The sequence below is a fragment of the Akkermansia sp. GGCC_0220 genome (genome assembly GCF_017566105.1).
Lineage (GTDB): Bacteria > Verrucomicrobiota > Verrucomicrobiia > Verrucomicrobiales > Akkermansiaceae > Akkermansia > Akkermansia massiliensis.
The window spans coordinates 72,837-92,547 of the sequence record NZ_JABFCI010000010.1; the positions used below are offsets into that span (position 1 = coordinate 72,837).

At 58.5% G+C, this 19,711-nt stretch carries 24 protein-coding genes; 17 read left to right on the top strand and 7 right to left on the bottom strand.

Annotation, left to right across the window (positions count from 1 at the left end):
* The first annotated feature begins 5 nt into the window (after nt 1-5).
* From rpsJ to rplN, 13 genes are read left to right on the top strand one after another with little or no spacing between them, the layout of a single operon-like run.
* Nucleotides 6-314, top strand: coding sequence for a 30S ribosomal protein S10 (gene rpsJ, locus HJW02_RS08590; protein ID WP_022397787.1), 309 nt, complete (start codon nt 6-8; stop codon nt 312-314).
* A 45-nt stretch (nt 315-359) separates the two neighbouring features.
* The gene (rplC, locus tag HJW02_RS08595; protein WP_022397788.1) at nt 360-995 is read left to right on the top strand and encodes a 50S ribosomal protein L3; all 636 of its coding nucleotides are present in this window, start codon (nt 360-362) and stop codon (nt 993-995) included.
* A gap of 41 nt (nt 996-1,036) precedes the next feature.
* On the top strand, nt 1,037-1,645 hold the full coding sequence (rplD, locus tag HJW02_RS08600; protein ID WP_022397789.1) for a 50S ribosomal protein L4: 609 nt from the start codon (nt 1,037-1,039) through the stop codon (nt 1,643-1,645).
* A gap of 6 nt (nt 1,646-1,651) precedes the next feature.
* Nucleotides 1,652-1,936: a 50S ribosomal protein L23 gene (gene rplW / locus HJW02_RS08605; protein ID WP_022397790.1), complete on the top strand. Its 285-nt coding sequence runs from the start codon at nt 1,652-1,654 to the stop codon at nt 1,934-1,936.
* 27 nt (nt 1,937-1,963) lie between these two features.
* A complete protein-coding gene (rplB, locus tag HJW02_RS08610; RefSeq protein ID WP_012419358.1) occupies nt 1,964-2,800 on the top strand; it encodes a 50S ribosomal protein L2 in 837 nt (278 codons plus the stop codon).
* A 35-nt stretch (nt 2,801-2,835) separates the two neighbouring features.
* Nucleotides 2,836-3,105: a 30S ribosomal protein S19 gene (gene rpsS, locus HJW02_RS08615; RefSeq protein WP_022397792.1), complete on the top strand. Its 270-nt coding sequence runs from the start codon at nt 2,836-2,838 to the stop codon at nt 3,103-3,105.
* Between the two features lie 20 nt (nt 3,106-3,125).
* Complete coding sequence (locus tag HJW02_RS08620; protein WP_022397793.1) at nt 3,126-3,836, top strand: hypothetical protein; 711 nt, start codon at nt 3,126-3,128, stop codon at nt 3,834-3,836.
* A 39-nt stretch (nt 3,837-3,875) separates the two neighbouring features.
* Nucleotides 3,876-4,214 (top strand): 50S ribosomal protein L22, encoded by a 339-nt coding sequence (rplV, locus tag HJW02_RS08625; protein ID WP_022397794.1) that lies wholly within the window; start codon nt 3,876-3,878, stop codon nt 4,212-4,214.
* Between the two features lie 39 nt (nt 4,215-4,253).
* Nucleotides 4,254-4,943: a 30S ribosomal protein S3 gene (gene rpsC, locus HJW02_RS08630; protein ID WP_022397795.1), complete on the top strand. Its 690-nt coding sequence runs from the start codon at nt 4,254-4,256 to the stop codon at nt 4,941-4,943.
* 51 nt (nt 4,944-4,994) lie between these two features.
* Entirely contained in the window at nt 4,995-5,417 is a 423-nt protein-coding gene (gene rplP, locus HJW02_RS08635; RefSeq protein ID WP_022397796.1) for a 50S ribosomal protein L16, read from the top strand.
* Nucleotides 5,418-5,431: 14 nt separating this feature from the next.
* Nucleotides 5,432-5,635, top strand: coding sequence for a 50S ribosomal protein L29 (gene rpmC, locus HJW02_RS08640; RefSeq protein ID WP_022397797.1), 204 nt, complete (start codon nt 5,432-5,434; stop codon nt 5,633-5,635).
* A 49-nt stretch (nt 5,636-5,684) separates the two neighbouring features.
* Nucleotides 5,685-5,957 carry a 30S ribosomal protein S17 gene (gene rpsQ / locus HJW02_RS08645; protein WP_012419351.1) on the top strand — a complete coding sequence of 91 codons (273 nt, stop codon included), beginning with the start codon at nt 5,685-5,687 and terminating at the stop codon, nt 5,955-5,957.
* A 37-nt stretch (nt 5,958-5,994) separates the two neighbouring features.
* Nucleotides 5,995-6,360, top strand: coding sequence for a 50S ribosomal protein L14 (gene rplN / locus HJW02_RS08650; RefSeq protein WP_012419350.1), 366 nt, complete (start codon nt 5,995-5,997; stop codon nt 6,358-6,360).
* A gap of 642 nt (nt 6,361-7,002) precedes the next feature.
* On the opposite strand, the gene HJW02_RS08655 is transcribed toward rplN, so the two are convergent.
* The 4 genes from HJW02_RS08655 to HJW02_RS08670 all read right to left on the bottom strand — a co-directional run bounded on the left by HJW02_RS08655 (nt 7,003) and on the right by HJW02_RS08670 (nt 15,099).
* Nucleotides 7,003-7,866 (bottom strand): hypothetical protein, encoded by an 864-nt coding sequence (locus HJW02_RS08655; protein ID WP_102731822.1) that lies wholly within the window; start codon nt 7,864-7,866, stop codon nt 7,003-7,005.
* Nucleotides 7,867-7,884: 18 nt separating this feature from the next.
* A complete protein-coding gene (locus HJW02_RS08660) occupies nt 7,885-10,557 on the bottom strand; it encodes a valine--tRNA ligase (RefSeq protein ID WP_102721859.1) in 2,673 nt (890 codons plus the stop codon).
* Between the two features lie 154 nt (nt 10,558-10,711).
* The gene (gene galB, locus HJW02_RS08665) at nt 10,712-13,675 is read right to left on the bottom strand and encodes a beta-galactosidase GalB (RefSeq protein WP_022397800.1); all 2,964 of its coding nucleotides are present in this window, start codon (nt 13,673-13,675) and stop codon (nt 10,712-10,714) included.
* 305 nt (nt 13,676-13,980) lie between these two features.
* Nucleotides 13,981-15,099, bottom strand: a complete 1,119-nt coding sequence (locus HJW02_RS08670) for a peptidylprolyl isomerase (protein ID WP_180971076.1) — start codon at nt 15,097-15,099, stop codon at nt 13,981-13,983.
* 177 nt (nt 15,100-15,276) lie between these two features.
* Between HJW02_RS08670 and HJW02_RS08675 the strand changes: the two genes are divergently transcribed.
* Genes HJW02_RS08675 through HJW02_RS08690 form a run of 4 tightly spaced genes read left to right on the top strand, consistent with a single transcriptional unit; the run spans nt 15,277 to nt 17,951 of the window.
* Entirely contained in the window at nt 15,277-16,002 is a 726-nt protein-coding gene (locus tag HJW02_RS08675; protein ID WP_180971806.1) for a UbiA family prenyltransferase, read from the top strand.
* Nucleotides 16,003-16,057: 55 nt separating this feature from the next.
* On the top strand, nt 16,058-16,708 hold the full coding sequence (locus HJW02_RS08680) for a MotA/TolQ/ExbB proton channel family protein (RefSeq protein WP_022397803.1): 651 nt from the start codon (nt 16,058-16,060) through the stop codon (nt 16,706-16,708).
* 24 nt (nt 16,709-16,732) lie between these two features.
* Nucleotides 16,733-17,167: a hypothetical protein gene (locus tag HJW02_RS08685; RefSeq protein WP_102721856.1), complete on the top strand. Its 435-nt coding sequence runs from the start codon at nt 16,733-16,735 to the stop codon at nt 17,165-17,167.
* A gap of 19 nt (nt 17,168-17,186) precedes the next feature.
* Nucleotides 17,187-17,951, top strand: a complete 765-nt coding sequence (locus tag HJW02_RS08690; RefSeq protein WP_102753009.1) for a hypothetical protein — start codon at nt 17,187-17,189, stop codon at nt 17,949-17,951.
* Between the two features lie 261 nt (nt 17,952-18,212).
* On the opposite strand, the gene HJW02_RS08695 is transcribed toward HJW02_RS08690, so the two are convergent.
* From HJW02_RS08695 to HJW02_RS08705, 3 genes are all read right to left on the bottom strand, one after another.
* The gene (locus tag HJW02_RS08695) at nt 18,213-18,656 is read right to left on the bottom strand and encodes a hypothetical protein (RefSeq protein ID WP_102721853.1); all 444 of its coding nucleotides are present in this window, start codon (nt 18,654-18,656) and stop codon (nt 18,213-18,215) included.
* Nucleotides 18,657-18,669: 13 nt separating this feature from the next.
* Nucleotides 18,670-18,933: a hypothetical protein gene (locus tag HJW02_RS08700; RefSeq protein ID WP_102721852.1), complete on the bottom strand. Its 264-nt coding sequence runs from the start codon at nt 18,931-18,933 to the stop codon at nt 18,670-18,672.
* 79 nt (nt 18,934-19,012) lie between these two features.
* The gene (locus HJW02_RS08705) at nt 19,013-19,645 is read right to left on the bottom strand and encodes a hypothetical protein (RefSeq protein WP_022397808.1); all 633 of its coding nucleotides are present in this window, start codon (nt 19,643-19,645) and stop codon (nt 19,013-19,015) included.
* Between the last annotated feature and the right edge of the window lie 66 nt (nt 19,646-19,711).

A 19,711-nucleotide genomic window follows, 5' to 3' on the forward strand; every position in this document is an offset into this window, starting at 1 on the left:
CGTCCATGCAAAGTCCAAAAATCCGCATTCGACTCCGCGCATTTGACTCCCGCGCCATCGACCGCTCCTCCCAGGAGATCGTTGAAACCGCCAAGCGCACCGGAGCCAAAGTTCACGGCCCGATCCCGTTGCCGACCCGCATTGAAAAATTCTCCGTGAACCGTTCCGTTCACGTCAACAAGAAGTCGGCTGAACAATTTGAAATCCGCACCCACAAGCGCCTGCTCGACATCGTCGACCCGACCGCCCGCACGATTGATGAGCTCAAGAAGCTCAATCTCCCGGCCGGTGTGGACATCACGATCCGCATCTAGTTTGGTACCCGGATAAGTAATTAAAAAACAGAAAGACACACTACAATGGCTCTAGGACTTATCGGAAAAAAGGTCGGCATGACCCGTCTGTTTGACCAGGAATCCGGCGCTATGGTGCCCGTGACCGTCATTGACGTAAAGGGCAACACCTTCGCCCAGATCAAAACGGAAGACAAGGATGGCTACAACGCCATTCAGGTTGCCTTTGATGCGCAGAAGGAAAGCCGCGTGGCCAAGCCTCAGGCCGGCCACTTCAAGAAACTGGGCATCCAGCCCACCAAGCTCCTCAAGGAATTCCGCGTGGAAGCTTCCGAACTGCCTGCTGAAGGTGCTGAAGATCCCGGCGTGGACCTCTTTTCCGCCGGCCAGTGGGTTGACGTGATCGGTACTTCCAAAGGGAAGGGCTTCCAGGGCGCGATGCGCCGCCACAACTTCCACGGCTCTCCCGCCGCCCACGGTTCCATGATGCACCGCCGTACCGGTGGTGTGGGTGGCTGCTCCACCCCCGGCCGCGTCTGGAAGAACCAGAAGATGCCCGGACAGATGGGCAATGCCAAGCGCACGGTACAGAACCTGAAGGTTGTGGCCGTACGTCCGGAAGACAACGTCATTCTTATCTCCGGCGCCGTTCCCGGTGCACGCGGTTCCTACCTCGTGATCCGCCCCGCCAAGAAGAAGTAAGGCTTTAGTTAACCTCACATTGATTATAGGAAAACCTATCTATGTCCGCAAATACCTTTACATTAGAAGCCGCCGCTGCCGCCAACATCCAGCTTGTAGGCAGTGACAAGGGCTCCCAGGCCGTGCATGACCTCATCGTGGCCTACCAGGCGAACCGCCGCACCGGTTCCGCCAACTCCAAGACCCGTGCTGAAGTCAGCGGCAACAACAAGAAGATCTTCCGCCAGAAGGGCACCGGTAATGCCCGTCACGGCGACAAGCGCGCTCCCATCTTTGTGGGCGGCGGCGTGGTCTTCGGTCCCCGCCCCTGCGACTACACCAAGAAGGTGAACAAGAGCACCCGCCGCCTGGCCCTGCGCCGCGTGCTGGGCGATCTGATCGCCGCTTCCAAGGTCAGCACCGTTGCCGAATTCTCCGTGGCTGACGGCAAGACCAAGTCCTTCATCAAGGCCGTCAAGGATCTGACGGACGCCAGGAAGGTGCTCATCGTAGCCGCCTCCTTTGACGATTCCACCTATCTTGCCGGCCGCAACGTTCAGGAAGTTCTCCTGATGACCGCCGCAGAAGTGAACATTGAACAGCTCATGAACGCTGATGCAGTGATCCTCGTTGACAACGCTTTAGAAACCCTCGCCAGCCGTACTGCTTAAGAAGCCATGAAAGACATTTACCAAGTCATCAAGAAGGTGCGCATCAGCGAAAAGGCCACCATGCTCCAGGAAACCACTGGCGAGCTGGTCCTTGAAGTTGACCGCGACGCCAACAAAATCGAAATCAAAAAGGCTGTCGAAGTCGCTTTCGGCAAGAAGGTCGCTTCCGTGCGCACCGCCAACTATGACGGCAAGCTCAAGCGTCAGCGCCGTGCTGATGCAGGTCGCACCGCTCATTGGAAAAAAGCTTACATCAAGCTTGCCAACGGTGAAACCCTTGACCTCGTTTAAAGCCCCCTACTAGGAAGGAAAGCTATCATGTCCCTCAAGTCATTCAAGCCAGTTACTCCCTCTAACCGCTACAAGGTGTGGCCGTCCTTTGACGAAATCACTACCTCTACCCCGGAAAAGAGTCTCTGCAGACCCCTCAAGAAATCCGGCGGCCGCAACAACAACGGCCGCATCACCACCCGCCACATCGGCGGTGGCCACAAGCGCAAGTATCGCCTGGTGGACTTCAAGCGCAACAAGTTTGACGTGCCCGCCACCGTGCTTACCATCGAATACGATCCCAACCGCACCTGCCGCATCGCCCTGATCGAATACAAGGACGGTGAAAAGTCCTACATCCTGGCTCCTACGGGCCTCCAGGTGGGCATGAAGGTGGAAAGCGGCCAGAAGGTTGCTCCCAAGGTCGGCAATGCGATGCCCCTGAAGAACGTTCCCCTGGGTACCTCCGTTCACAACATTGAAATCCGTCCGGGTTCCGGCGGCAAGGTTGCCCGTGCAGCCGGCCAGCAGGCCATTGTTTCCAACCGTGAAGCAGGCTATGCGCTGATCAAGATGCCCTCCGGCGAAATCCGCCGTTTCAATGAGGATTGCTACTGCACCATCGGTCAGGTTGGCAATACCCAGCACATGAACGAAATGTCCGGCAAGGCCGGCCGCACCCGCTGGATGGGCGTTCGTCCCACCGTGCGCGGTATGACGATGAACCCCGTCGACCACCCGAACGGTGGTGGTGAAGGCAAGTCCAAGTCCGGCGGCGGTCGTCAGCACCTCAAGTCTCCGTGGGGCCACGTCAAGGGCCAGAAGACCCGCCGTCTCCGCAAGCCCAGCGACTCCGTCATCGTACAGCGCCGCAACGCCAAGTAACCAATACACAATAACTTTAACTAGGATCATATAACATGGGACGTTCTCTCAAAAAAGGCCCTTTTGTCAGTCAAAAGCTTCTCGCCAAGATCGACGCTCAGCTTGAAACCGGTGACCGCAAGCCGATCAAGACCTGGAGCCGCGCATCCATGATTACGCCTGACTTCGTCGGTCTGACCTTCCTGGTGCACGCCGGCAAGAACTTTGCCACGGTGTACGTCACGGAAAACATGGTAGGCCACAAGCTTGGTGAATTTGCCCCGACTCGTGTCTTCAAACAGCACGGCGGTATCGGTAAGAAGTAATCAGTAAGTTAACAATCAACATGTCGAACTCTTCTTCCATCCTTGCCTATTCCCTTACCACCCTTGTAGGGCTGGGCGGGATACTGCAGGGAGCGGAAGAGGATACGGCGGCACTGACGCGCAGAATCGAGCGTCTCGAAAAGCAGAATGCGGCCCTCAAGGCATCCTATGTCCAGGCCCGCAGCGACGCCGACAAGGCGGCCGCCCAGCTGGTGGACATCCGTACCCGGCTGGAAGCTTTGGGAGGCGCAGCGCTAGGTAATAGTGAGGAACGCCTGATTCAGGCGGTGGCAGACATCGAAGCCTCCAATGACCGCATTCAGCGGCTGGAGCAGGCGTCCGTCAAGCTCTCCGGAGCCATCCTCGCCTACATGAAACAAGCCATATCCGAGGACGCAAATGCAAGGACGGCAGTGGAAAGCTCCCTGCGCCTGCTGGAGTCCGTTCTGGGATACAGGCAACAGCCCGTGCGAGATGGCGCGGGAACCCTGGCGGAAGCCAAGGTGCTCAGCATTGACTCCGAATCCGGAGTAGTGGTGCTGAACGCCGGCAGAACGGCAGGGATGCAAGTCGGGATGCCCGTACAGGTGACCCGGGGAGCGCAAACCATCGGAGAAGCCGTAGTCACGGACGTCCGCAAGGAAGTATGTGGCGCGCTTGTTCAGAAACTTGCGGCGCCCGCCGAGCCGGTGCGCGTCGGAGATTCTGCCTCAGTAAAAACCAACGACTAAATCATCTTCATCAATAACCTGCACTACGAGGAAAAACCCATGGAAGTGAAAGCTGTTTACAAATACGCCCGCATCTCTGCCAAGAAGATGCGCGATATTGCTCAAGAAATTCAAGGCTTGTCCGTCTCCCAGGCGACCGACATCCTGTCCTACACCCCCAAGAAGGGTGCCTACCTGCTGAATAAGACGCTCAAGTCCGCCTTGGCCAACGCCGAGAATAATGCGGAACTGTCCGTTGACACGCTGGTGGTCAAGTCCGTCATGGTCGATGAAGGCCCCACGATGCGCCGCACGATGCCCCGCGCCCGTGGATCCGCCAACATGATCCGCAAGCGCACATCCCATATCACCGTCGTACTGGCCGATCAAGAAGGCTAAGTCATTCCAATCTAACACACATATAGCTGAACTAATATCATGGGTCAGAAAGTAAATCCAATCGGGTTCCGCCTCGCCGTCAACAAGGACTGGCGTTCCAAGTGGTACGCCACGGGCCAGGATTACGCCACCAAGCTGCATGAAGACTTGGTGATGCGCAAGTACATCAAGGAACAGTTGATGTCCGCCGCCGTCTCCAGCATCGTGATTGAACGCGCCTGGAACAGCGTCCGCATTACCGTCCACACCGCCCGTCCTGGTCTTGTCATCGGCCGCAAGGGTGAAGAAATTGAAAAGATCCGCCAGTACCTCCAGGGCCTGTGCGGCGCTTCCACCCAGGTCAACATTGACATCGTGGAAATCCGCTCCCCTGAAACAGACGCCCAGCTCATCGCTGAAAACGTGGCCGTCCAGCTGGAACGCCGCGTTTCCTTCCGCCGCGCCATGAAGCGCGCCGTGCAGGTAGCCATGGAACGTGGCGCCGACGGCATCCGCATCCGCTGCGCCGGCCGTCTCGGCGGCGCCGATATCGCCCGTGCCGAATGGTACCGCGAAGGCAAAGTGCCGTTGCAGACGCTCCGCACCCCGATTGACTACGGTTTCGCCGAAGCCCGCACCCTGTACGGCATCATCGGCGTGAAGTGCTGGGTCAACAAGCGCGATGAAGTCGTCTCCCAGCAGACCTCACGCCCGTCCGGCCCCCGCGGTCCCCGTCGTCCGCGTGCCTAAGAAAGCCGCCATCACATTGTTCATCACACTTAACACAAGGAGGAATAAGATATGCCTTTAATGCCCAAAAGAGTGAAGCACCGCAAGATGCACCGCGGCAGCCGTTCCGGCAATGCCACCAGCGGTACCTATGTTGCCTTTGGTGACTTCGGCCTTCAGGTGCTCGACCGCGGTTGGATCACCAACAACCAGATTGAAGCCTGCCGTATTGCGATCAACCGTTACCTGAAACGTAAAGGTAAGGTGTTCATCCGCATTTTCCCGCAGAAGTCCTTTACGTCCCGTCCCCCGGATACTCGTATGGGTAAGGGCAAGGGCGCCGTGGAAGGCTGGGTGGCCGTTGTCCGTCCCGGCAACATTCTGTTTGAAGTAGGCGGCGTGACCGAATCCCAGGCCCGTGAAGCCCTTCGTCTGGCTTCCAACAAGCTGGGCGTGCCGACCCGCTTCGTCTATCGTCAAGGCGTTCAACACTAAAGCTACTCATCACCATGTCCGATAAGAATTCCCCCAAAGAACTTCGTGCTATGTCCGCCAAGGAGCTTTCCGCTCTGGTGCGCAGCCTTCGTGAAGAACTCTTCAATCTCCGTCTTCAGCAGGCCACCGGCCAGCTGGAAAACAACCAGAGAATCCGCACTGTCCGCAAGGACCTTGCCCGTGCCCTTACCATTAAGGGTGAAACCGGGGAAGCGTAAGCTGAGGATTTCCGGTAACAACAGAACATTCTAACACTTTTAGAATCCAATGTCCGAACAAACCGAAACAACCAAGAAGCCCGGCCTTCGCAAGACGCGCGTCGGCGTGGTGACCTCCACCAAGATGGACAAGACCATCGTCGTGGAATACGTTGCCCGCGTTCCGCACCCCAAGTTCAAGAAGATCGTCAAGAAGAGCAAGAAGTTCTATGCCCATGACGAAAATTCCACGGCCAAGGTAGGCGATAAGGTACGTATCGTTGAAACCCGCCCGCTTTCCAAGCTCAAGTGCTGGGAACTGGTGGAAGTGCTTACCCACTAATCAGGAATCAACCATTAAATAAAGGAGATTTGATACCATGATCCAGATGGAATCCCTAGTCCAGGTGGCCGACAACACCGGCGCCCGCTCCGCCAAGATGATTGGCGTCATCGGCAAGCGCACCCGTCAGGCCCACATTGGCGACATTATTACCTGCCACATCCGCGAGTCCATTCCCACCGCTTCCGTGAAGAAGGGTACTGTGGTGAAGGCCGTGGTGGTGCGCACCGCCGCCCCGATCCGCCGTGATGACGGCTCCGTGCTCCGCTTTGACGGTAACGCCGTCGTCATTATCGACAAGGACAACAATCCGCGCGGCACCCGTATTTTCGGGCCGGTCGCCCGTGAACTCCGTGAAAAGAAGTTCATGAAGATTGTTTCCCTTGCTCCGGAAGTGCTCTAACCGAGACACCTCAGGATTTTGAACGCCGTTCTCTGAAGAGAGGACGGCGTTTTTTTGTTGCCCGTATTTTTCCGGTGAATGTGTGTTTGAGGCGTTTTTCATGAGAAGCAATAAAGTCACCGGAACTACGAGTTTGCCGGGCCTCTGGGAAGAGAGTCCGGAATAGTTTATGGAGCAGGTTTTTTCCTGTTTTTGAAACGTCCGGATGGATTCCCGTGTTTCCGAGTTGGGAACGTGTTTTACATCGCACGGCATGGAGATGTCGATACGGGTTTTTCAGGCGGAAGGGAGGCAAGGGCCTCAGGCGGTCTGTCTGAGAGAATGTCTTAGGGCCATGCCGGGGGCCAAGAGACTTGAGATGCGCCCGTTCCGCTTCCGGGGAGTGGATTACAGGGGATGATGGCGGAAGACGCGGGAGCCGCTGATGGAAGGCCATTTCAGAGAATTCGGAGAGGGAAGTCTGTTTGTCCCGTCTGAATCCGGATTTGGGGCCCAGGGATAGGGCAAAGAGCGGGAAACGCGTTGTTCGGGATTGCTGTTCTTGCTGCCGCCGGGCAGGAAAGGAGCCTTTTTCCGGGCGTTACGCGCAGGAGAAAGGACGGGAGATCCCGGGGAGGCCAGGCGGAGGGGGCCACACGCACGCTAGTGTTTGTGCTGCTCCGCGCGGGTTTTCTCCAACTGCTGGGAGGAACCGCAGGCCGGGCACCGGAACCAGCGGAAGAGGAATATATGCAGAGCCGTGGCAAATACGTAGCCGAAGAGGGGGATGCGATGGGCCGCCTTGTTGCGGGTGTATTTTTTAAAGGAGAAGACGTGGGCGCGGCATACGCTGCATTTCCGGGGCAACGCCAGGGAAAGATACAGGATCAGCGCCAGAAACCAGGGGCCGAAGCAGAGGCTGATGATTAACCAGCCCCGTTCCCCGTTGAGAAGCACGAGGGTGATGATTGCGATGGAAAAGAGGGTGCAGACGAAGAGGAGGAGGACGGAGGCGGCTCCCAGCCATGTCCGGAAAGGAGTCATGTGCTTGACGCCCTTTTTGCGCAGGTAGGTTTTTGGCTCTTGCCGGACATGGACGCGCTTGGCGGGCTGGTAGCTTTGTTCTTCCTGGCGCCTTGCCTTGGTGGAGAGATGTTTCGCAGGGCCGTCGGCACGGGGGCGTGGCCGTTTTTCCCTGCCGGGTCCGGATGTCCGCGGAGCTGTCTTCACCGCCGGAGCCAGTTCCACCACGGGAGTGGCAAGCGGGAGGCTTCCATCCGCGGAAGCATGCAGGGCAGCCGGTTCCGGCGCTGTGGGCATTGCAAGCGCCTGGTTCACCCATTCCCTGAAAACGGGAGCCGGAGGTATTTCCGTGCGCAGTTTCAGCATCCGTTTTGCCTGATGGAGTTCAGGCAAAACGGTGAAAGGGTCCGCGGAAGCGAATTGTTCAAGAGTACGTATGCCCACCGCTTCCAGCAATTCAATGAATTGCTCACGACCGGCAAAGTACTGTTGAAGGTCATTCATTCCCGGAAGAATAGATGATTAGGAAAGGGAATCAAGCATCCCTTTCAGTTGGGCCTGTTTTGCCTCCCAATCCGCCAGGCGGGCTTTTTCCTGGTCCACGACTTCCGCCGGGGCTCTTTCTACAAAGCCCGCATTGCCCAGCTTGGAGGAGGATTTGGCGATTTCCCTGGCAATTTTGTCCAGCTCCTTGCCCAGTCGTTCCTTTTCCGCTTCCACGTCAATGAGTCCTTCCAGGGGAAGGAAGAGCTCTCCCAGCGGCGTGAGGGCCGCAGGCGTTCCCTTGGGGGCGGAGTAGGCAGCGTCCCGGGTGACGGATTTGGCGTTTGCCAGAATGGACAGCCGGGAGAGGATGTCCAGAGGGACGTCATGGGTGGTTTTCAGGATGAAGCTGACGTTTTTGTTGTTGGAGAGGTCGTATTCCGCCTTCAGGTTCCGGGCCTTGTTGGCCGTTTCATAGAGAGCCGCAGCCTGGGTGTTCGCCAGCGTGATGCGGGTTTCGTCCAGCCCTGCCAGAAGACCGTCCGCGGAGGGGAGCGGGGTGCGCATGAGCGGAAGGCCGCCGTTGGCGTCCGCAAAGCCCAGGGAAGCCCAGAGTTCCTCCGTGATGTGCGGCATGACCGGATGCAGCAGGGCTAGGTAGTGCCTGAGCACCGTGTCCATGGTGGTTAGCGTGGCCGCCCGTGCCGCAGGGTCCGCTCCGTCCCTCAAATCTCCCTTGACGGCTTCCAGGAAGCGGTCGCAGTATTCGTTCCAGAAGAATTGGTACAGGTTCTGGATGAGGGCGTTGAATTCGTAGTCCGCCAGCGCTTTTTCCACATCTGCATGGAGCTGCTTGAGCTTGGAGATGATGGAGATGTGCACGGGGGAGTAGTGCGGCGCAGCGTCTTCCTCCGCCGCGCCCTGCATCAGGCGGAAGCGGGTGGCGTTGTAAAGTTTGTTGGCAAAGTTCCTGCCCTCGCCGATCTGGTTTTCGTCAAAGCGCACGTCCGTGCCCGTGGGGGCGATGCGCATGAGGCCGAAGCGGAGGCCGTCCGCGCCGTAGTTGGCGATCAGGTCCAGCGGGTCCGGGGAGTTGCCCAGGGATTTGCTCATTTTACGTCCTATTTTGTCGCGGATGATGGACGTGAAGAAGACGTTGCTGAACGGCTTGTCATGCTGGAAGCGGTAGCCGGCCATGATCATGCGGGCCACCCAGAAGAAGATGATGTCCGGTCCCGTGACGAGGTCCGTGGTGGGGTAGAATTTGGCGCGGGTTTCGTCATCCATGGTGGAGAAGGGCCACAGCCAGGAGGAGAACCATGTGTCCATCACGTCGCTGTCCTGAGTCCAGTTTTCCGGATCCGCGGGCGGCTCGGTTCCCACGTAGAGGAAGCCTTGCTCCAGGGCGGAGGCGTCCAGAGCAGGGGCGTTCCTGAGTTCTTCCGCCTTGTCCTTCCGGTACCAGACGGGGATGCGGTGCCCCCACCAGAGCTGGCGGGAGATGCACCAGTCCTGGATGTTTTCCAGCCAGTGGGCATAGGTTTTCGCCCAGCGCGCGGGGCGGAAGGTGATGTCCCCGCCGGCCACGGCGTCCGCCGCCTCCTTCACGCACGGGTATTTGAGGAACCATTGCATGGAGAGGCGCGGTTCGATCGGGACGTTGGCGCGTTCGGAGAAGCCCACCTTGTTGTCATAGTCTTCAATTTTGACCATGAGGCCGGCGGCTTCCAGCATTTCCACGGATTTCCGGCGCGCGTCAAAGCGGTCCATGCCGTGCAGTTCTGGCACTTCCGTGCAGTTGATATGGCCGTCGGGGGTGAGGATGTCTATGATTTCCAGATTGAATTTCCGGCCTATTTCAAAGTCGGCCTTGTCATGGGCCGGGGTGATTTTCAGAGCGCCCGTGCCGAATTCTATTTCCACGTATTCATCCCCGATGATGGGAATGGGGGCGGCGTTGAGCGGGCGCATGACGTTTTTGCCGATGAGGTGGGCGTACCGCGGGTCCTTCGGGTTGACGGCCACGGCCACGTCCGCCATGATGGTTTCCGGACGGGTGGTGGCTACGTGAAGGGCTCCGGAGCCGTCTTCCAGCTTGTAGAGGACGGTGTAAAGCTTGCTTTTCTGCTCCGTCATGATGACTTCCTCATCGGAGAGGGCGGTGAGGGAAACGGGGCACCAGTTGACCATGCGGCGGCCGCGGTAGATGAGGCCTTCCCGGAAGAGGTCAATGAATACCTGCCCGACGGCTTTGGTGTATTCCTCATCCATCGTGAAGCGTTCGCGGTCCCAGTCACAGGAGCAGCCCAGCTTGTGGAGCTGGTTGATGATGATGCCGCCGTGTTTTTCCTTCCATTCCCAGACTTTTTCCAGGAAGGCTTCACGGCCCAGGTCATGGCGGCTCTTTCCCGTCGTCTGCTTGAGGTCCTTTTCCACCCGTACCTGAGTGGCGATTCCGGCGTGGTCCGTGCCCGGCAGCCACAGGGCTTCATATCCTTTCTGGCGCGCGCGGCGCACCAGGATGTCCTGGATGGTGTTGTTCAGCACATGGCCCAGGTGGAGCACTCCCGTGACGTTGGGGGGAGGAATGACGACGGAGTAGGCAGGCTTTTCAGAAGCCGGGTCAGCCTTGAAACAACCTTCTTCAATCCAGCGGGATTGCCATTTTTCTTCCACTAGGGACGGATCATATGCTTTGGGCAGATCAGACATGGGCAAAAGGGTACCATAAAGTTTTTTTCTTTCAATCCCTACCTGCCCTGGGATGGGTGGAAAAACCGGCCCTTTCCGCCCCAGGGGCAGCAGTATGAAAAAGCCGCCGGCTCCCTGGCGGGAACCGGCGGCCTGAGCGGAGTTTTTTCAGGATTTATTTGACCGTCACGGTCGTCTGGGCCGGCTTGAGGCCGTTGGAGATGACCTGGAGCGTCACTTTTCCGGATTCACCCTTGCGGGAACGCAGAATGACCTGGGCAAGACCGTTGAAGGCCTTGATTTTCATGATGTTTTTGTTTTCCGGGTTCGCCATGGTGGTGAAGTCCGTGGGATCGCCGTTGCAGATGCCGGCAATGTCCGCGGGGCCGCTTACCTTGAAGGTGAGCTGGTTTTTGCTGCGGGGCACCATGCGGCCCTGCGCGTCGCGGACGGCCACGGTGACGTAGGAGAGGTCATAGCCGTCTCCCTTGATTTCACTGCGGTCCGGCTTGAGGGTGAGCGCCGCCGGTTTTCCGGTGGTGGTTACCGTGTCCGTAGCCCAGGGCTTGCCGTCTTTTTTGACGACGACTTTGAGGGTGCCGGGCGTGTATTTCACGTCTTCCCACACGAGGCGGTAGCGGTCTTTTTCACCGGTGCCCTTTTTGCGGACGCCCTGGGATTTCCCGTTGAGGAAGAGTTCCGCTTCATCCCCGCTGGTGTAGACATGCACGGGCGTTACCTGGCCCTTGCGTTCCGGCCAGTTCCAGTGCGGCAGGATGTGGGCCATTTTGACATCCGGCCTCCAGTGGGCCTGGTAGATGTAGAAGCGGTCTTTCTTGAAGCCGCACAGGTCCACGATGCCGAAGTAGGAACTGCGGGAGGGAGCGCGGTTGCCCAGCTTCTTGAGCTCGGCCATCAGTTTTTCACGTTCCGGACCTTCCGGCACGTTCAGGGCGTTGGTGGCGTCCAGGTTGTACGGGGTGGGTTCTCCCAGGTAGTCGAAGCCCGTCCACACGTATTCGCCCGCGCTGTTAGGGTTGTCGTCCTGGGCGGCGAATTCCACGTCCGGGCGGTAGGCCCAGCCGGGGGCGTAGAGGTCATAGGAGCTGACCTGGTAGAGGAAGAAGCCCTTGCTCTTGTTCCAGTCCACGGGGAAGAAGTATTCTCCGCGCGTGCTGACGCAGGAGGAGGTTTCACTGGCGTAGAAGGGCTGGTCCGGGCGGTCCTTGGAGAAGGCCTTGTACGCCCAGGGCTTGTAGTTGTAGCCATAGACGTCCATCGTGTCCGCGAAGCCGTTCCGGGCGGCCCCGGCGTCATTGCAGCCGGCCGTCACCTTGCGGGTGGGGTCTTCCCGGTGGAAGAGGTCCGTGAGGTTCTGGGAGACGCTATGCAGGTTTTTGTTGCCCTGTTCCGGCACTTCGTTGCCCGTGCTCCAGGCGATGACGCTGGGATGGTTGCGGTCCCGGTGGCAGAAGTTGACCAGGTCGCGTTCATGCCATTCGTCAAAGTAGTTGTGGTAGTCCTGCCCTTTTTTGGCGCTGTGCCACATGTCGAAGAGTTCGTCAATGACCAGGATGCCCATTTTGTCGCACAGGTCCAGCACTTCCGGCGCGGGAGGGTTGTGGGACGTACGGATGGAGTTGACGCCGAATTCCTTCAGGATTTCAATCTGGCGTTCATAGCCGCGCGTATGGGCGGCTCCGCCCAGCGGCCCCAGGTCATGGTGCTGGCAGACGCCCTTGAGCTGTACGCGCTCCCCGTTGAGGTAGAAGCCCGTGGGCTTCCATTCAATGGTGCGCACGCCAAAGTTCGTGAGTTTCTGGTCAATGACCTTGTCACCCAGCTTGACCGTGGTTTTCATCTTGTACAGATGGGGGGCCTCAAGCGTCCACAGGGTGGGGTTTTTAAGCGTCAGCGTGCTGGTGACCTTGCCTTTTTCCCCGGCGGGGATCGCTTCCCCCCTGGTGGTGGTTGTGGCCACTACCTTGTCACCGTCCAGAATTTCTTCCGTAACGGAGGGGGTGACGGCCTTGTCCGTGGTGTTTTTCACCGTGGTGTCCACTTCCACCTTGGCGGAGGATTTAGTGATTTCCGGGGTTTTGACGAAGACTCCCCAGTGTTCGATGTGCACGGGGTTGGATTCCGTGAGCCACACATGGCGGTGGATGCCGCCGCCCGGATACCAGCGGGAGGAGTTGGGGGGATTGTCCACCCTGACGGCGATGGTGTTTTTCTGGCCGAATTTCAGGAAGGGCGTGATGTCCACGCGGAAGGAGCCGTAACCGTATTTCCATTCGCCGGCCAAGTCTCCGTTTACATAGATTTTCGGGCGGGACATGATGCCGTCAAAGTCCAGATAGAATTGGTTGCCCTTGGCGTCCGCCGGTACTTCCAGCGTTTTGCGGTACCAGCCGATGCCGTCCCACGGGAGCTTGCCTGTTTCATTGGGAAGGTCCATGCGGTATGGCCCTTCCACACCCCAGTCATGCGGCAGGTTCAGGGAACGCCAGTTTTTGTCGTTGAAACCGGGGCTGGAGGGATGGTCCGCCTTGCTGGCTCCGGCGGCGGCCTGCGGGCGGATGATTTCCCCCTTGTCGTTTTTAAAGGTGATTTCACGGATGCTGGCCCAGTTGCTCTGGTTGTTGCCCGTGACGGTGACGCGGAAGTAGCGTGGCTTGCCGGTTTTGTTTTCCACCGTGTCTTCCTTGGAGTCGTTTTGTCCGGAAGTTTTGTCTTCAATGGTCGTCCAGCGTTTTCCGTCACCGGAGCCTTCCAGCTTGAAAAGATGGTTGTTTTGTTTTTCCCACAGGATGTTGACGGTTTTCACGTCCACGGGGCGTCCCATGTCCACAGTGATTTTCTCCCCGCTTTTGCCGCCGTCGGCACACCAGCGGGTGGACTTGTCCCCGTCCACGGCATTGTCCGCCGGATTGCCGGATTCCTCACTGGTGGCAGTGGCGAATCCCATGGCTTTTCCCGGTTCCGGCTGTGTGCTGCCATCCGGCATTTTTCCGAAACGGGCAAATTTCCAGTTCCAATCCAGGCTCTCCGTTTTGGTGGCGTCCAGGGGCGCCGCCATGAGGCTGGCGATGCTGAACGCAGTAATGCAGAGGGTCGTGCGTGTAATGTTGGTGAACATATCTGTGGTATTACGACTGGAAATCTGCAATCTTGCAAGATTTTTATTCAGCAGAATGCGGTTTCTGCACGGATTCCGTCAGCAGGGCTTCACGTATCCGGCGGGATGACTTGCAGCCGCCGTCCGGTTATGTATGGAGGCGTCTTCCGGAAATATGGTTGAGAGGAAGCTGCCCCCGGTCAAAGAAAGAGGACGAATGAATCGGTTGGATGGACTGGAACCGGGGAATGAAAAAGAGAATGCCGGACCGGCCTTGTTGAATGGGCCGGTCCGGCAACGGGGGAAAGGGGAGAGACGGGAGGAACTCAGATGTACACCTTGACGATGGCTTTTTTCCGGAGGCGTTCCACCCATTTTTTATAGCGTTCATTGCTGCGCTTGTTGCGCGCCATCATGTCGATCTGCTCCTTGATGGCGGAAAGTGGCGGAGGAGGGGCCAGTTCCTTTTTTTCCACCAGCACGATGGTGAAGCCGGTGGAGTCCACCAGCGGCCCGATGATTTCGCCGGGCTGCGCGCCAAAGATGATGGCGGCGGATTCCGGGGAGAGCGTGGAGCGCTCCGTGACGGGCCAGTCGCCGCCTTTTTCCGCATAGAGGTCTTTGGAGTACCGCTTGGCCATGTCTTCAAAGGTGGCGTTTTTGGATTTGATTTCCTTGGCGATGAGTTCCGCCAGGTTGAGCTGCACTTCCGGCGTGGAGGCGGAGTCGTCCCCCAGCATGGGGATGAAGATTTTCTTGAATTTGATTTTGTCCTTGGTCAGGTCCCGGTATTGTTCCTTGGTTGCCTCGTATTCCTGCCGTATTTCTTCCGGGGTGGGCGGTATTTCCTGGTCGTATTTGGAGGCGCGCATGATCTGGACCTGGAGCTGTTTTTTCGTCATTTCCCGGAAGGCGCGGATGGTCATGCCGGAGAGGTTGAGGTTTTTCAGGAAAGCGGAGCGGTCACCGTTGAAGGTGGTCAGGATGGTGCGGTTGATTTCCTGGTCAATGAGGGAGTCGCGGATGACGCCGCCCATGCCTTCGAATTCGTTGCGGAGCAGTTCGCGCTCCACCAGGTCTTCAATGATGTTTTTTTTCGCCAGGGCGAGCTGTTTGTAGAATTCGGGACCTTGTTTGGGGTACTGGGCCGCGAGCTGCGCGCCGATGGGCATGAGCCGCACGCTGACTTCATTGGCGGTAATCGGGCGACCGTTGACGGTGGCCGCTATCCGGTTGACGATGCGCTGGGGCTGCATGCGGGAGGCCGGCGCTTCGTTCGGGGAGATGCGCTTGGATTCGTCCGGATGCACCGTTTCTCTTCCTTCATCCCCGTGGAGCTGAACGGCCCGGGGAAGGGAGGCCCGGGAATCCACGATGCTTTGCGCCTGTGCAGAGAAGGCCATGGTACAGATGAGAAGCGCCTGGATGTGGGTTCTGATATTCATGGAGGGGAGAAAAAGAAGCTTTAATGTTTCCGGATGATAGGGAACAGCCCTGTAAAGACAATCTATTTCTGGGTATGTATGGATACCGCCCTGCATGGTAGGGAGGGCCGTCTCCACACTTTTGCTGACTGTGGATGTGCTTGGTAAATGCCGTTTTTCCCTATACAGTGTGCGCCGATGCATGATTGCCGTTTATTGAGGGGAGTGATCCGTTCCTCCCGTCCGGCCAATATTCCCACGCTGTTCACCAATGCGGCCGTGGCGTGGGCTGCCGTCCGGGGAGCGGAGCTGCCGCCTGCCGGCCTGTATGCGGGCGTGGTGCTGATGGGGCTGTGCTTTTATTTGTACGGCATGTGGGAGAATGACCGTGTGGATGCCAGGTGGGACGCTTCCCGTTATCCGGACCGTCCCGTGCCGTGCGGCGCGGTGAGCGTGTCCGTGCTGAGGCTGCTGTCCCTGGTGGCCGGGCTGTCCGGCCTGGTGCTGAATATGGCGCTGGGCGGGGAGTTTGCCGCGGGCGCTGTGCTGCTGATCGTGATTTCCCTGTACAATATGTTTCACAAGTTGTGGAGCGGCTCCGTTTTTCTGATGGGGCTGTGCCGCGGGCTGTGGGTGCTGGCCGCCGGGCTGGTGTTTGCCCATGCGGCCGGGGAACCCGTGCTGCCCGCGTCCCTGCTGTGGTATGCTTTCGGCCTGTTTGCGTTTACCTGCCTGATTTCCATGGTGGCCCGGCGTGAAGCGGGCAGGCCCCGGGTTCAGGCGGCCGTGGTGCTGCTGCTTTCCGGCATGTGCCTGTTTGATGCGGTATGGCTGTTGTGCCTGGGTTCTCTGCTGTGGATCGGCGCCGTTTTATTGTGGGCCGGAACGCGGCTGCTGCAGAAGCTCGGCTGCCGGGCTACATAGGTTTGGATTGAATTTACATGGAAAGTGTGCATCATCTGACGCGAGAAAGTGGGTTATGAATGAATTGATCATCAAGATAGGGCCGTTGTTCTGGGTTTTAAGCATTCTGGCCGTGTACGCGCTGGCGGTTGTTGCGGAGCGGATTTTATATTTCCACAGGATTCAGATTAATACCGGGGATTTTTTAAGGGGCATTTCCAAGCTGGTGAATGCCGGAAAGACGGATGAAGCCCGGCATGAGGCTTCCATTCTGCCTGGCCCGGCGGCCCGTGTGGTTGCCTCCGTGCTGGCGCATGCCGGATTGCGGCGTGAAGAGCTCCGGACCGTGGCGGAGGATTCCGTGCAGATGGAGGTGTTCCAGATTGAGAAGAATATCCGCGGCCTCCTGGTGGTGGCTACGGTGAGTCCGCTGATAGGCGTCCTGGGGACGATTCAGGGGCTGGTGGGTTTTTATTCCCAGCCGGGCCTCCTGGAAGGGAAGGCCCCCACCCTCGCCATGTCGGACGCCGTTTACCAGGCCCTGCTGAGCTCCGCCCTGGGGCTGAGCATTGCGATTCCCGCTTATTTGTTTTATTCCTACCTGGCTTCCCGCTCCCGCCAGATCGTGCATTCCCTGGAACGGGCCGGCACGGAGGCCGTGTGCCTGGTGTGCGACGCCCGCCAGAGGCGCGAGGAGGGGGAGAGCATGGCCGGACGGGGAGTGTAAGCGTAACAGGGAAGGAAAAAAGGCATGCAGATCAATACGCGCTCAACGTTGCCCACCGGGGCGTTTTTCATGCAGGTGGTCGTCCTGCTGGATTTGGTCGTGCTTGTTTGCGTGCTGACGATCATGACTTCCCGCGTGGGGATGGCGTACGGGTATGAGGTGAAGGCCCCGTCCTCCCGTTTCCTGATGAATATTGTGGGGGATGTGGAGTTTATTTCCGTCACGGCCGGCGACCAGCCCGCTTTTTACATTGGGAACCGCCTGATTGAAGGCGGCCTTCCCGGCGTTTCCGCAGAATTGGACCGGATTTCCCGGGAGAACGAGGGGGATGGAGGGGGACGCGTGGGGATTGCCTTGCGGCTGGATTCCGCCGTTTCTCGGGCTCTGGAACAGCAGTTGGTGGATATGGTGCTTGCCAAGGGAATGACGTGCTATATTGCCGCCGAGCCTGCGGATTGATTTTTTTCCATTCTGCCGCATGAAGCTGAACAAAAAGAGCCGGGCCAAGATTTTCGACCTCCACGTGGGGTTGACGTTTGACTGGCGGGAGACCGGCATTTTGCGCTGGCGCATTTTGCTGTGGATGCTTTTGTTCGGCGTTTGCGCATCCGTGGCCGCCGTGTTTGTCCATGTGGAGGTGCCGGGAGTCCGCCGCCGGGGGGACCAGCCGGGCGCCGTGGTTCTGCTTCCTGCGGATAATCCGCGCCTGCACCAGTATGTGCTGCGCAATACTCCACTGCCCGTAAGGGGCCCCGTCTGGGCTGATCCGGTGACAGCCGGCCCGATCGGGGAAACGGGCGTGACTCTGCCTTCCCTGCGCTCCGCCGATACGCCTCTGGCTCCTCTTCCCCCCGTGTCCGTCCCCACCGTGGCGGACCAGGTGTGGCGCATGTGGCAGCATCCGGATTTCCATATACGCGCCATGATGAATCCTTCCCTGGATGTTTCCGGCACGTGCATTCCCTACCTGTCTTTTTGTTCTCCGGGGCTGGACGGCCGGATTGTTACAGCCGGCTCCCTGTCCGGTTTTTCCAGGAGCGAGGACCATACGGGGCTGAGAAGCGAGTTTTTTGTGGTAGTGGACGTATGGGGCGTTCCCTCCCAGGTGCTGCTGCTGGAGTCTTCCGGTAGCAATGGAGCGGACGAGTCCGCCATGAGGTTTGCCCGCTCCCTGCGCTGGGTTCCGTCCCGGGAGCCGCGGAGCGGCACCATGTCCATTGAATGGAAGGAGGAAGAGTCGTGAGCATGACCCTTCACGATTTTTTGCTGCGCCTGTTTTTGCTGGCGTCCGGCGGTTTTTGCGCCGTAGTGTTCATTTGCCTGGCAATGGGGTGGGTACGGTCTTTCCTGGACCGGAGGCGCAAGGTGCGGTGCCGGATATGCGGGTTCCGGTTTTATGTGGAGGACGGGAATTCCCATGCGGAGTGCCCGCATTGCGGCGCGGCCAATAGAAAAGGCTGAAAAAAGCCCCGGGCGGGAGATCGCGCAGGGTAGTGGGGCCGGATTAATAAATCCGCAGGGATTCTTCATCAATGGGGAGCGAGTCCATGCCCAGGTCTTCCGCGCCGTGCGTTCCCATTTCCTCCCGCACATGGATGACGTCCACCCGGCTGCTCTTGCCTTCACCGGAACGGTAGCGGATGCGCGGTTCCCTGATGACGACGGTGTTGCCGCCCATGGCGGCAGCCTCCCTGGTGAAGTAGTCGATCAGTTCCTTGTCTTCCATGGAGACATGGACAATGCGCCCTTCAGGACCGTTAAAGTGCCCTACGTTGGTATATTCCCCCATGGGGTATTCGTCAATGACCAGAACTTCGTTCTGAGGGATGGGCGCGCGCGGCGGGCCGGAAGTGACCGGCGTCCACGCATTGGGTCCCGAGGGGGAGGAACAGGCTGCAATCAGACTTGTAATGAGGCAGAAGGCCAGACTGAAAAAAGGCGCTTTCATGGTTGTCCTGCCGTCAATAATCGGCAGGCGGCACAAAAATGCAACGGTAAACTTCGTTGCCGTCATGAAAGATTTGCACCATGACACGTTCCGGAGTTCTTTTAACGCAGTAGGAGTCGTGCTCTTCCGGAATGGGGGGTGCGTAACGGCGCGTGCCGCGGCGTGCAAAGACATGCTGGCGGAATACTCCCACGACGGCATGATTGCTCATTTTGACAATGGTATAGTAGTCGCTGGTAGGCAGGGTGATGGAAGGTGGAACGTCTTTGGCACTCACGGGCGGGATTATAGAGGGCGGCTGAAAACAATGTCGAACCTGAAATGTGGCATGGGATCACGTCCGGAACGTTGGCGCGCTAGTCCGTCCGCCCCATCATTTCCCGTGTTTCCTGGATGGTGCGGGCCTGGGCCTGGCGAGCGCTCATCATGGTGGGTTGTTCAAAGCTCTGCCGCTTGGCTTCAATGTCCCGGTTGACGGTGCGTCCGAGGTGTTTGTCCGCCTCCTTCCAGGAGCGGCCCTGAAGGTCGGATTGCTGCGTGGCGTATTGTTTGGAGGCATCTTGCCAGGACTGGGTATTCACGCCCTTGGCCCGGGCAATGAAGTCCGGTGTTTCCAGTTTTCCATCCGTGAAGGATTTGACGCCGTCCCATTTCCTGGTTTCAAACTGTGTGGCGGCTCCGTCAAATTTCTTTTTTTCAAAGGCGGTGGTTTCAAAGGCCTTTTTCTCAAATTGGGACATGTCGCCGTTGTACCGGAGTCCTTCAAAGGAGCTCCGTTTCTGGGAGACCATCTTGGTGTTGCCTTCCTTGTCCGTCTGCTGGCCGAAGCCGCCGGCGAATTTCGCCTCCAGGGCATCCATCAGCTCCGCGTCCGTTTTTGCCGAGTCCGGGCGCTGTTTGGGCTGAAGGCTGGTGGTCACCGTACGTTCGGTGGCGCAGGAGCAGAGCCCTGCGGCGGCGATCAGGAGAATGTGCTGTATCCGGAACATGCTCACGGTTCCCTATATTCCCGATTGCCGCGCAAATTGCAAACAAAAAGGCGCCTCCATCGCTGA

Coding starts and splice junctions, on each gene's coding strand:
- rpsJ (WP_022397787.1), top strand. CDS start 6: ATGCAAAGTCCAAAAATCCGCATTCGACTCCGCGCATTTGACTCCCGC.
- rplC (WP_022397788.1), top strand. CDS start 360: ATGGCTCTAGGACTTATCGGAAAAAAGGTCGGCATGACCCGTCTGTTT.
- rplD (WP_022397789.1), top strand. CDS start 1,037: ATGTCCGCAAATACCTTTACATTAGAAGCCGCCGCTGCCGCCAACATC.
- rplW (WP_022397790.1), top strand. CDS start 1,652: ATGAAAGACATTTACCAAGTCATCAAGAAGGTGCGCATCAGCGAAAAG.
- rplB (WP_012419358.1), top strand. CDS start 1,964: ATGTCCCTCAAGTCATTCAAGCCAGTTACTCCCTCTAACCGCTACAAG.
- rpsS (WP_022397792.1), top strand. CDS start 2,836: ATGGGACGTTCTCTCAAAAAAGGCCCTTTTGTCAGTCAAAAGCTTCTC.
- HJW02_RS08620 (WP_022397793.1), top strand. CDS start 3,126: ATGTCGAACTCTTCTTCCATCCTTGCCTATTCCCTTACCACCCTTGTA.
- rplV (WP_022397794.1), top strand. CDS start 3,876: ATGGAAGTGAAAGCTGTTTACAAATACGCCCGCATCTCTGCCAAGAAG.
- rpsC (WP_022397795.1), top strand. CDS start 4,254: ATGGGTCAGAAAGTAAATCCAATCGGGTTCCGCCTCGCCGTCAACAAG.
- rplP (WP_022397796.1), top strand. CDS start 4,995: ATGCCTTTAATGCCCAAAAGAGTGAAGCACCGCAAGATGCACCGCGGC.
- rpmC (WP_022397797.1), top strand. CDS start 5,432: ATGTCCGATAAGAATTCCCCCAAAGAACTTCGTGCTATGTCCGCCAAG.
- rpsQ (WP_012419351.1), top strand. CDS start 5,685: ATGTCCGAACAAACCGAAACAACCAAGAAGCCCGGCCTTCGCAAGACG.
- rplN (WP_012419350.1), top strand. CDS start 5,995: ATGATCCAGATGGAATCCCTAGTCCAGGTGGCCGACAACACCGGCGCC.
- HJW02_RS08655 (WP_102731822.1), bottom strand. CDS start 7,866: ATGAATGACCTTCAACAGTACTTTGCCGGTCGTGAGCAATTCATTGAA.
- HJW02_RS08660 (WP_102721859.1), bottom strand. CDS start 10,557: ATGTCTGATCTGCCCAAAGCATATGATCCGTCCCTAGTGGAAGAAAAA.
- galB (WP_022397800.1), bottom strand. CDS start 13,675: ATGTTCACCAACATTACACGCACGACCCTCTGCATTACTGCGTTCAGC.
- HJW02_RS08670 (WP_180971076.1), bottom strand. CDS start 15,099: ATGAATATCAGAACCCACATCCAGGCGCTTCTCATCTGTACCATGGCC.
- HJW02_RS08675 (WP_180971806.1), top strand. CDS start 15,277: ATGCATGATTGCCGTTTATTGAGGGGAGTGATCCGTTCCTCCCGTCCG.
- HJW02_RS08680 (WP_022397803.1), top strand. CDS start 16,058: ATGAATGAATTGATCATCAAGATAGGGCCGTTGTTCTGGGTTTTAAGC.
- HJW02_RS08685 (WP_102721856.1), top strand. CDS start 16,733: ATGCAGATCAATACGCGCTCAACGTTGCCCACCGGGGCGTTTTTCATG.
- HJW02_RS08690 (WP_102753009.1), top strand. CDS start 17,187: ATGAAGCTGAACAAAAAGAGCCGGGCCAAGATTTTCGACCTCCACGTG.
- HJW02_RS08695 (WP_102721853.1), bottom strand. CDS start 18,656: ATGAAAGCGCCTTTTTTCAGTCTGGCCTTCTGCCTCATTACAAGTCTG.
- HJW02_RS08705 (WP_022397808.1), bottom strand. CDS start 19,645: ATGTTCCGGATACAGCACATTCTCCTGATCGCCGCCGCAGGGCTCTGC.